5 protein-coding genes, 1 tRNA gene, 1 pseudogene and 2 CRISPR repeat arrays (1 of these 9 cut by a window edge) are annotated in these 12229 nt (G+C 27.6%); of the genes and pseudogenes, 3 read left to right on the forward strand and 4 right to left on the reverse strand.

The features are described from left to right. The first annotated feature begins 13 nt into the window (after nt 1-13). Nucleotides 14-88, forward strand: a tRNA-Glu gene (locus tag CP523_RS01610). Between the two features lie 69 nt (nt 89-157). On the opposite strand, the gene CP523_RS01615 is transcribed toward CP523_RS01610, so the two are convergent. Continuing rightward, nucleotides 158-568: a UDP-N-acetylglucosamine pyrophosphorylase gene (locus CP523_RS01615; protein WP_066675684.1), complete on the reverse strand. Its 411-nt coding sequence runs from the start codon at nt 566-568 to the stop codon at nt 158-160. A gap of 314 nt (nt 569-882) precedes the next feature. Between CP523_RS01615 and CP523_RS01620 the strand changes: the two genes are divergently transcribed. Continuing rightward, nucleotides 883-2013, forward strand: a complete 1131-nt coding sequence (locus CP523_RS01620; RefSeq protein ID WP_066675685.1) for a DUF4139 domain-containing protein — start codon at nt 883-885, stop codon at nt 2011-2013. Nucleotides 2014-2128: 115 nt separating this feature from the next. Here CP523_RS01620 and CP523_RS16165 read toward each other — a convergent pair whose 3' ends face one another. Beyond that, nucleotides 2129-2311, reverse strand: a complete 183-nt coding sequence (locus tag CP523_RS16165; RefSeq protein WP_207666554.1) for a hypothetical protein — start codon at nt 2309-2311, stop codon at nt 2129-2131. A 160-nt stretch (nt 2312-2471) separates the two neighbouring features. Here CP523_RS16165 and CP523_RS15875 point away from each other — a divergent pair. Continuing rightward, nucleotides 2472-3285: pseudogene (locus tag CP523_RS15875) on the forward strand (integrase core domain-containing protein). 153 nt (nt 3286-3438) lie between these two features. On the opposite strand, the gene CP523_RS01635 reads toward CP523_RS15875, so the two are convergent. Together CP523_RS01635 and CP523_RS01640 are read right to left on the reverse strand one after the other, a co-directional pair. Next, nucleotides 3439-3723, reverse strand: coding sequence for a hypothetical protein (locus CP523_RS01635; protein WP_066675687.1), 285 nt, complete (start codon nt 3721-3723; stop codon nt 3439-3441). A gap of 281 nt (nt 3724-4004) precedes the next feature. Next, nucleotides 4005-5780: direct repeats of the CRISPR family, unit length 28 nt; unit sequence ATTTACATTCCACTAGTTAAGATAAAAC. Nucleotides 5781-5984: 204 nt separating this feature from the next. Further along, the gene (locus tag CP523_RS01640) at nt 5985-7205 is read right to left on the reverse strand and encodes an IS256 family transposase (protein WP_120140434.1); all 1221 of its coding nucleotides are present in this window, start codon (nt 7203-7205) and stop codon (nt 5985-5987) included. Nucleotides 7206-7336: 131 nt separating this feature from the next. Further along, nucleotides 7337-12229: direct repeats of the CRISPR family, unit length 28 nt; unit sequence ATTTACATTCCACTAGTTAAGATAAAAC; it runs 524 nt beyond the window's last position.

A 12229-nucleotide genomic window follows, 5' to 3' on the forward strand; every position in this document is an offset into this window, starting at 1 on the left:
ATATTTGCTTTATGACTTGTTGGTCAAGAGGTTAAGACGTCACCCTCTCACGGTGAAATCAGGGGTTCGATTCCCCTACAGGTTACCAAAATAACTAGTTATAAAAAACATCTCTATTTTAAAATAGAGATGTTTTTTATTACATTAAATTCTTATATTATAAACATTTAATAACTTTATCAACACTTGTATCTATAGTAAAAATCATATCTTCATCTATTCTTAATTTACACTGATTATTATTTACTTTGATAACATCAAGATTTAACATTCCAGGCTTTATTTCCTTATATTTTGTTGCTGATATATCAATTACAAACTTTGAATCTTTTAATCCTGTAATTTTTATTTCTGATCCATTTTCGTTATTATTTTTTAACTTTAAAGTTATAATATTATTCCCTTTTAATAAAATGGCTTCTGTTGGAACATCTATAACAGAAATCTCTCCCGTCATAGTCATCCATCCACCACTTAGCTTTATTTTTGATAATAAACTTATATTGTATTTACTATCTATATTTTTTAATAGCTTACCTAATTCATATATTGTTAATTCGTATTTCATTTTGCCATCCTACCTTTTTTATAAATATTTTTCTTTTAAGCTTATTATAATATATCTATTAGTCTTACTTCTACCTTTATTACTTCTTTAAATATAACTACAAAAACTATTACAATATATCTTAAATTATTTTTTCATAATCTATCCTCATCTAATCCTAATTACTTTATTATTTAAATTATATATTAAAGATTATATATTCTTAAACTCTTTGAAAAATTATACATATAATATTAAATTTTAAAATTTACTTTTCACTATATATCATTTGTAAATATATACTATATTATAGCAATTTAAAAATTAGGAGATTTATGTTTATAAAATCTTGTAACAATCAAAACAAAGAACTTACCTTAAGTATTTATAATAACAATGTAGCTTTAGTAAATGAACTTAGAGATTTATTTAAAGGAAAAGTAATTAACACTATTGAATACTGTGATATAAGTAAATTTATATATGAAAACTCAGTAATAATTGAAAATGTTGAAGTTTCCCAACTTAACTTTAATTATAAATGCTGTAATAATGATAAAAATAAAAGTGAAAATTCATCCTGTAATGATTGCCTATCTTCTTTTGTAAATTCCATTGATATTGAAGTTGATTCCATAAACTCTAAAAATATTAGAGTTTATTATTTAACAGCTGGAGTTAAATGGGATAGTAGCTATACTCTCATATTAAATGAAAATAAATTAAGTATGCAATCATGGATTAATATCTCTAATAAATCCGGGATATCTTATAATCATGCAAATTTAAAATGTATATCTGGAGAGGTTAATTTTGACTCTCTTTCCCCTATACCATACTCCAAAACTTCTTATGCAAACTCTGAAGCCGTAGAAAATCCTAAACTACAACCCTTAGATGATTACTATATTTATAATTTATCTGGAAAATATATTCTTGAAAATAATTCTACTAAAAGAATTAAAAATTTCTCAGCTGAAAATATAGAATATACTAAATTATACGACTTTGGATACTATAATACTAATGCTGATATATTAATTAAATTAAACAATACAGAGGATAATAATTTAGGTATTCCTATGCCATCTGGAACTGTAAATATTTATGCTTCTTTAAATGATTCCCTTCAATTCTTAGGAAGTGATAGCATAAAAAATACACCTATTAATCAGGAACTAAATTTGAATATAGGAAAAGCCTTTGACATTACTTGTGAAAGAAAAATAATAAATTACCAAAAATACGATAATTACGAATTTAAAGAAATTGAGCTTATAATAAATAATAGTAAAGATGAAGATGTTCCTATAAAAATTTGCTACCCTATTTTTGCGCCTTGGGAAATAACATCAACTACAGATAACTATGAAAAAGATAGTAACGGAAATCCTTGCTTTAAAGTTAAGGTAAGTGCAAATTCTAAAAAAAGAATCCTCTTTACTTATAAAACAAAAATATCTTAAATATAAAAAATGGGTTTTATAATAACCCGTTTTTTTATAAAATAAAATTTACATTTACTATTGCATTTATATATATTTTTTTATTTTGTATTTTTAGAGCTCTATTCTTAGAACACTAATAAGGCCTATCTTTAGAACTAAACCTATTATTTCTAGTTTCATTATTGGGATTGCTCTTTATCCTATTATTAGGATTTGATGTCAGTAAAAGATATCTAATAAATAATCTTTTTAAAGTAATAATTATATCTTTCATAGCTAAAATTAAAGATATTTCTATTTCAGTTTTTAGGAACATTAATAAAGTTATGTCTAATTATTTATATATGCAAATAATATTTTTTTAATCTAATATCTTGAAACATTCTTTATTGAATACTTGGTGTTAGTATAAAATAGTGGACACAGCAAGTGGAACTAAATAAAATTATACTTAGTTAAGAAAGTATGTGTCCATTATGGGAAAGGGCAGAAGGTACACTCAAGAATATAAAGATATGATAGTAGATTTATTTAAGTCATGAATGAGCTTAGCAGAGTTAAGTAACGAATATGGCATTGCAAAATCAACAATCAATGGCTAGATTAAATATGTAAAAGAAATTAAAGTAGATGAAAATGAAGTTATGACACTAAAAGAAGTTAAAGAACTAAAAAAAGAAATAGCAAGGATTAAAGAGGAAAATGAAATATTAAAAAAGCTATGGCCATATTTGCAACAAAAAATTAGATGAAATAATAAAATTTATAGATAGCAATAAGAAAAAGCATGATATCAAGACTATGTGTACCGTTCTCGGCGTAGCTAGAAGCACATATTATAAGTCTTTTGATAAAATCAAATCTGTAAGAGAAATAGAAAATAATGAGGAATTAAAAGCAGCTATTATAAGGATATATGAAGATAATAAAGGTATATATGGTGCTCCTATGATTCATCATATCCTTGGTACAGAGGGATTGGAATTATCATTAAAAAGAGTCAAAAGGCTAATACTCCATACCGGCTTAGGCTCCCAATACACTAGTAATTATTTAAAAGAACTATGTAAAGAGTTTAATATTACACAATCATTTAGTAAGAAAGATTGTCCATATGACAATGCTTGCATAGAGTCTTTTCATTCATCTATAAAGAAGGAAGAGATATACAGAAATACATATTATACCTTCTAAGAAGCTAATATAGCTATATTTAAATATATTGAAGGCTGGTACAACAGAAAAAGGATACACTCTTCCATTAATTATATGACTTCTCATCAATGTTAATTATTAGCTAGAAGTGTATCATAAAAAGTTTGACTTTTTGTGTCCAAGATATTGACATAAGACCAAACTGTGGTATTAAATATACGAGAAAAAGTGAAAAATGCACATTACTATAGATCTTCCACTAAATTTTTTACTTTTACTTTTAATACTTTATTTACTGTATTTAACTCCAACTACCATTCCAGTAAATATACCACCTAATATAAAATACACTATGGGCAGAATATTAATTACATACTCATTGATCATATTTATTGTTAGCATAATTAAAATTGTAAAACAAAAACAAAAAAACGCCATCCATTCTCTTTTTATACCTAGTTTTAGACTTATTATATTTGTTATAGCATATTTTTTATCAATTTTCATATAAATAATCAGACTTATTGCCAACGGTACCATTATAAATAAAACTTCCAAAATAAAACTATACATAAAATCCTCCTTCTTTTTTTATTGCTTTATAAGGTTAATGAGATTTTAATCCTTATATATTAAGGCTTTAAAAAACCATAATTTTTATATCACTCAAACTTATTAGTATAACCTCTCACTTTTGGGATAATACAATAGTATAGATTTGAACTACCCCTATAAAGTATACCTATAGTTTATAGCTACATTAATTATACCATATATATGTGGTATAATTAACTTTACATATAAGTGCTAAGATAAGAATGTAATAAAATCGGATTAACCCCAATTAAAGTTGTATTTACATTCCACTAGTTAAAATAAAACACTTCCTCCATATTTTCCCATCGTTTTTGAACTAAATTTACATTCCACTAGTTAAGATAAAACAATACTCAAATATTCTGTTTATTTCCTCTAAACTGTAATTTACATTCCACTAGTTAAGATAAAACAAGAATCCATAAAACGCTCCTTTTTAAATAAATAAAATTTACATTCCACTAGTTAAGATAAAACCTGTATACAATTCAGGATTATAAGACGCGTAAAAAGAATTTACATTCCACTAGTTAAGATAAAACAGACCAAGTTAACAAAATTTGTAGAGTATCAAACTTATTTACATTCCACTAGTTAAGATAAAACCTTGAATAACTCTATCAATCTTGAATGAGCCACCAAAATTTACATTCCACTAGTTAAGATAAAACCCGTAAACAGCCATCAGCTTTCTTGTACTTGCTATTATTTACATTCCACTAGTTAAGATAAAACACAACAACGATATATACGCTATATTAAAAAATTACCCATTTACATTCCACTAGTTAAGATAAAACAAGTCCATTCGATGCGATTGTAAAAGGTATTCGTGAATTTACATTCCACTAGTTAAGATAAAACCCCGAAAACACTTTTGTAGAAGATGAACGCTTCCTACATTTACATTCCACTAGTTAAGATAAAACAATTCTGGAGGTGATTGTTGTGATTGAAGCTTTCACATTTACATTCCACTAGTTAAGATAAAACAATGTTATGCAAACGTTACATTTGATAATTTTGATATATTTACATTCCACTAGTTAAGATAAAACGCAAAAAATTACTTATGATTCTATTAATTATCTTGCTCAATTTACATTCCACTAGTTAAGATAAAACATAAGACAGGTTCTTCTAGTTTGCGTGGTGGAATTGAATTTACATTCCACTAGTTAAGATAAAACTCGACAAAATTGGTAGCTGTAAATGATTTGCCGTGACGATTTACATTCCACTAGTTAAGATAAAACGGTGCATCATTAGCTGTATTATGAACACAAATACCTACATTTACATTCCACTAGTTAAGATAAAACTAGATATTCTAGAACTAAGCATGATTGGGTGAGAGAAATTTACATTCCACTAGTTAAGATAAAACCAAAACTCACATTCCTTGCATTTAGTGTTCATGCAAATTTACATTCCACTAGTTAAGATAAAACTAACTAATAGTATAACTGGTCTTTTTAAAGAAGTTGAATTTACATTCCACTAGTTAAGATAAAACGATTAGATAATGGGTATAATTTTACAAAGACAAGCGAATTTACATTCCACTAGTTAAGATAAAACTTTACAATTTAAATACTTTAGCAGATAATGTTGCCAAATTTACATTCCACTAGTTAAGATAAAACCAAGTTCTAACATAGCCTTAATAAATTCTTTTTTTTGATTTACATTCCACTAGTTAAGATAAAACATACTAAATATAATACATCTAGTATATATGCACTTTATTTACATTCCACTAGTTAAGATAAAACGCTATAGATAAGATATTCCATCTACTAAAAACCCTTACATTTACATTCCACTAGTTAAGATAAAACATATAGATTTTGACACTACTTTAGAACATAAATTGTTATTTACATTCCACTAGTTAAGATAAAACTCTTTATAGCAAAGCAAGGCAAGTATAATCCTACAAATTTACATTCCACTAGTTAAGATAAAACTCTATAGCGAAGCGTAGCTAAATAAATATATCTTTATTTACATTCCACTAGTTAAGATAAAACGATATAAAATCAATATTTTATCTATTAATTTTTACAAAATTTACATTCCACTAGAGTCTGTCAATATTTTTGTGTAAACTTTAGAAAATTTAGTTTTATTTTAAAGGTTGGAAAGGTTAATACAACATCCAACCTTTATTTTTCTTTAATTGATAAATTTTACATAATAATCTGCACTTTAATAAGAGTTAGACTAAATATTTTTTAGAACAACTGGTCGTCTAAACGACCTTCGAAGAAGATTGATAGTTGAGCTAAAATTTGAGCCCATCCTCGTATTGATTGGGTCCATTTCTTTGTTATATCAACGGTAGCAAGGTATAAAATCTTCATTAATGATTCATCATTCGGAAATATAGATTTAGTTTTAGTAACTTTTCTCAGTTGACGATTATAACTTTCCATTGCATTAGTTGTATATATTATTTTTCTAATCTCTGGTGGATATTTAAAGAATGTTGATAACTCATTCCAGTTATTTCTCCAAGACCTTACTGCTATTAAGTATTTTTCTCCCCATTTTTCTTCTAATCTATCTAATTCCGCTAATGCGACCTCCTCAGTAGAAGCGGTGTAAACTAGTTTTAAATCTGCATTGAAAGCTTTTAAATCCTTATAAGATAAGTATTTACTTGAATTTCTTATTTGATGAATAATACATCTTTGAATTTCAGTGTTCGGATAAACAGCTCTAATGGCTTCGTTAAACCCTACTAACCCATCAACTGAAGCAATTAGTATATCTTTTACGCCTCTATTTTTTAACTCATTCAGAACAAGCAACCAATATTTTGATGACTCTGATGCTCCTATCCATATACCAAGAACATCTTTTTTTCCTTCAATATTTACTCCAATCGCAGCGTAGGCTGCTTTCGAAACAACGGTGTTATCTTTTCTCACTTTAAAGTGAATAGCATCCATAAATACTATAGGATATACTGTTTCCAACGGACGGCTTTGCCATTCTCTAATCATTGGAATTACTTTATCTGTTATATTAGAAACTAATGTTGGTGATATGTCCATTCCGTATATTTCATTTACTTGTGATGCTATATCTCTTGTAGTCATTCCCTTAGCATACATCCCAATTATTGAGCTTTCTAAATGTGAAACATCAGTTTGATGTTTTTTTACTATTTCAGGCTCAAAAGAACCTTCTCTATCTCTTGGAACATCTAAGTCGAAGTAGCCAAGATTGGATTTCATAGTTTTTCGGCTCTTGCCATTACGGCTATTAGTTGTGTTTTTATTTTGGTAATCATGTTTCTCATATCCAAGATGATTATCTAATTCGGCTTCTAGCATTTGCTGAAGCATTCCTCCAAATAAGTCTTTTAAAACATTTTGAATATCTTCAGCTGTTTTAATATTTGGATCCTTTGCTAATATTTTTATTAATTCTTCCTTTGAAAATGACATAGTCTGTGTTCCCTCCATAATTGATAATTTATTATATCATTTTCTGAAGTTTACACAGACTATTTTACACTCTCTTCCACTAGTTAAGATAAAACGTGTGCCCCCTTGTGGGGTCTACAATTTTAGAAGGGATTTACATTCCACTAGTTAAGATAAAACCCTGGTCTTTATGTTTTAGATATGATAATGTTGCCATTTACATTCCACTAGTTAAGATAAAACACGCACTAAAAATAAAATTTGCACCCCTTAATATAATAATTTACATTCCACTAGTTAAGATAAAACTATATTCTCTGCATAATGTTAAACAGATTCAAGGCTAATTTACATTCCACTAGTTAAGATAAAACGCGAGCAGCGTACTTAACTTGATTTTATCTACTTAAAATTTACATTCCACTAGTTAAGATAAAACAGTCAACTTTAACTTGTTCTTACTATCACGAATTCACATTTACATTCCACTAGTTAAGATAAAACAAGTTTTAATAATACTATAAGAACATCTCTGTGCTATTTACATTCCACTAGTTAAGATAAAACTCATTTATCACTTTTTTTGGGCAACGCTACGCTATAGAATTTACATTCCACTAGTTAAGATAAAACTTATTTTATATTATATTATATATTCAGTTAATGCAACATTTACATTCCACTAGTTAAGATAAAACCTTAAAAGAGATAAGAGGGAATATTTTTGTATGATATTTACATTCCACTAGTTAAGATAAAACTTTAATTATTTTGAATTATTTTAAATTATTTTTAAAAATTTACATTCCACTAGTTAAGATAAAACGCCTGTTGACAAAACGGAAAAACTTGACAATGTTAAATTTACATTCCACTAGTTAAGATAAAACATATCCGATATTGGTGTTGATTATGATAAATTTTGTGATTTACATTCCACTAGTTAAGATAAAACGTAATACTATTTATTTGAGATGTATGAAGTCCTATCGATTTACATTCCACTAGTTAAGATAAAACCCTAATGTTTCTGCTGCATCTGATGCTTCTTTGCTATTTACATTCCACTAGTTAAGATAAAACCGCTTGGAAGTGGATTTAATAACTATAATCAAGATTAATTTACATTCCACTAGTTAAGATAAAACTGACTGCAATAGATTTTATTTTTAAAGATTTAGAACCAATTTACATTCCACTAGTTAAGATAAAACAACTTCTTTTTTAAAAGAAAGAAGTTTCATAGAAGAATTTACATTCCACTAGTTAAGATAAAACAAATTACAAAAAACCTCAAAAATCGAGGTTTAGACATTTACATTCCACTAGTTAAGATAAAACCCTCCAGACTTCACTATCCTGGATATTTCTTTTTTAATTTACATTCCACTAGTTAAGATAAAACCAGTTAGATTTAGAACAAAGATGTATGATTTATCAGATTTACATTCCACTAGTTAAGATAAAACCCTTCAGAATACTAATAAGAATACTAGAGAAAAAAAGATTTACATTCCACTAGTTAAGATAAAACGTTTATCCCATTATATGACGAGTATACATCTAACTTGAATTTACATTCCACTAGTTAAGATAAAACTGATTTTTAATCACTTACCGGACTCGGCGGTTGCTAATTTACATTCCACTAGTTAAGATAAAACATTATACAAGATATAAAATATACTTTTGATGCTACAGTATTTACATTCCACTAGTTAAGATAAAACGTGCAGAGTTCCAGGGACTGATATCAACGTCAAACACTAATTTACATTCCACTAGTTAAGATAAAACGAGCCTCTTGTAAAAATGGATAAAAAAAGCGTTTCAGAATTTACATTCCACTAGTTAAGATAAAACGTAAGCTTGATATATCAGATACAGCAAAATTAGATGCATTTACATTCCACTAGTTAAGATAAAACTTTAACTTTTAAACAAGAGAATGAAGAGATTTATGCAATTTACATTCCACTAGTTAAGATAAAACTGGGGAATAGAAATACAAGAAAGAATAACAGAAATAGATTTACATTCCACTAGTTAAGATAAAACTGAACCTGAAGAATTAAGCAATACATTTCAAAATTTGGATTTACATTCCACTAGTTAAGATAAAACTACTCATTGTCCTGGTTATGCTGAATTCGACCTTGTATTTACATTCCACTAGTTAAGATAAAACGAGAGAAGATATTGCGAAACAGAATATAGCAGATAGATTTACATTCCACTAGTTAAGATAAAACATGAAGTTTTACAGCCAGTTTTAACTGCTATAGCAATATTTACATTCCACTAGTTAAGATAAAACCTTAGTGCAAGTGCTATCATTTAAACATCAACAAAAATTTACATTCCACTAGTTAAGATAAAACGCAAAATCAAATAGATATAATTAATAATAATCTATCGAGATTTACATTCCACTAGTTAAGATAAAACCGGGTGTTGCATGGGAAACCTTATTAGGTAGCCAAGATTTACATTCCACTAGTTAAGATAAAACATGGGCGTGTCTGCTAGTGCTTTGATTGTTTTGGCGAATTTACATTCCACTAGTTAAGATAAAACTAACAAGATTACTAAATGTAAACATAATTTTCTATAATTTACATTCCACTAGTTAAGATAAAACCGTATTACTCAATTTGAGCATAATTATTCGAGGATTATTTACATTCCACTAGTTAAGATAAAACCAAGAATACCTTCAGCTAAATGTTGTAAAGGTTTCAAATTTACATTCCACTAGTTAAGATAAAACTATATAGGTTAGGAGGATTATTATGGTTTGTAAAAATTTACATTCCACTAGTTAAGATAAAACTCTTTACCATTTAGTACTTACTATACCGAACCTTGAATTTACATTCCACTAGTTAAGATAAAACGTAACAAGATTACTAAATGTAAACATAATTTTTTGTAATTTACATTCCACTAGTTAAGATAAAACACGAAATGGAATAAACAGTCGCTATATTCTTCTAGCACATTTACATTCCACTAGTTAAGATAAAACTTATAGCCTTATCTAGCTCCGTTGTAGGATTATACTTATTTACATTCCACTAGTTAAGATAAAACCTCCAGCTTACATCACTTGTTCGCCTTACTCTACACCATTTACATTCCACTAGTTAAGATAAAACAGAATGCACCTTTTCTATTGTGCATCTCATTTTTGAATTTACATTCCACTAGTTAAGATAAAACTGAGATAGGAAGGTGGATTGTAGAAGGATTATGGAAATTTACATTCCACTAGTTAAGATAAAACAAGGCTATTTTTTCGTGTTAATAGATAACACATTGATATTTACATTCCACTAGTTAAGATAAAACAGGCAAGTGCATAACTTAGTGCATACCCAATTTTGTAATTTACATTCCACTAGTTAAGATAAAACTGTGTTTGTTAACCCTACTACAAGAGGGATAAGAGAATTTACATTCCACTAGTTAAGATAAAACCTGCATTCTTAATTAAATCATCGACCACTTCCAAATATTTACATTCCACTAGTTAAGATAAAACGCATACTATGAAAAGAGACCTATAACTATTTTAGGCACATTTACATTCCACTAGTTAAGATAAAACAAGTTTATTAAGTCTATAAATACAACTGACTCTAAAATATTTACATTCCACTAGTTAAGATAAAACAAACGCACCTAAATGGCGTAATTTGAACAATACTGAAATTTACATTCCACTAGTTAAGATAAAACTAGATATTATTCTAATTTAACTATGAATAGATATCGCATTTACATTCCACTAGTTAAGATAAAACCTTTAGTTGGATTGGTATTTCAAATAGACAATGCGTTATTTACATTCCACTAGTTAAGATAAAACTCAGGTTCAGTCAAAACCATATTGTAATTTGTTGTTAGATTTACATTCCACTAGTTAAGATAAAACGAATACAAATACACATAAAGAAAGTGTGCTGGCAAAATTTACATTCCACTAGTTAAGATAAAACCAATCACTAATAAACGGTCAGTTAACAGATAAGTCAATATTTACATTCCACTAGTTAAGATAAAACTTACGTTCATAAAATATCACCTCAATCAAAGTAACTAGATTTACATTCCACTAGTTAAGATAAAACATTTTGCCCACATACATGAGGGTGGTTATTGCTCAAATTTACATTCCACTAGTTAAGATAAAACAATTTAAAATTAGACTAGGAGATTATTTTGCCATGTAATTTACATTCCACTAGTTAAGATAAAACGTTTAACCTCGGCTTTTCTTATATACATGGAGGTAAGCAATTTACATTCCACTAGTTAAGATAAAACGAACCTGAAAAAAGTCAAACTCATTATAGAGTTCAAGTATTTACATTCCACTAGTTAAGATAAAACCCTTGTGTATCTCTTATGGTGAGATAGTCATATAGACATTTACATTCCACTAGTTAAGATAAAACGAGCGAAACCCCCTCTACCCCCCTCGACACAATTTATTTACATTCCACTAGTTAAGATAAAACATAATGAAATATACACTTACAAAGCTTTGTATCAAGAATTTACATTCCACTAGTTAAGATAAAACAAGAAAATAATATATAACTATATATACCCGGGCGTGTCAATTTACATTCCACTAGTTAAGATAAAACGGTGCTTTCTTGAAGCCATCATTATTAAGAAGCAAAGATTTACATTCCACTAGTTAAGATAAAACCTCGCTTAGAGGTTTAATGTCTTTATATCCTACAACAGATTTACATTCCACTAGTTAAGATAAAACGCAATTGCTGTAATCATTATCCATTTCATTTTGTTATTTACATTCCACTAGTTAAGATAAAACATGAAATTGAACGGTTACGGAACGTATAATCCCTACTTATTTACATTCCACTAGTTAAGATAAAACTTAAAAAAATATTAAAAAACCTAACTATAATAATAGAATTTACATTCCACTAGTTAAGATAAAACAGTTTTAAACGAAAAACTTGTTGACAAATGCGGACATATTTACATTCCACTAGTTAAGATAAAAC

The sequence above is a fragment of the Clostridium septicum genome (genome assembly GCF_003606265.1).
In the GTDB taxonomy this organism is placed as follows: domain Bacteria; phylum Bacillota; class Clostridia; order Clostridiales; family Clostridiaceae; genus Clostridium; species Clostridium septicum.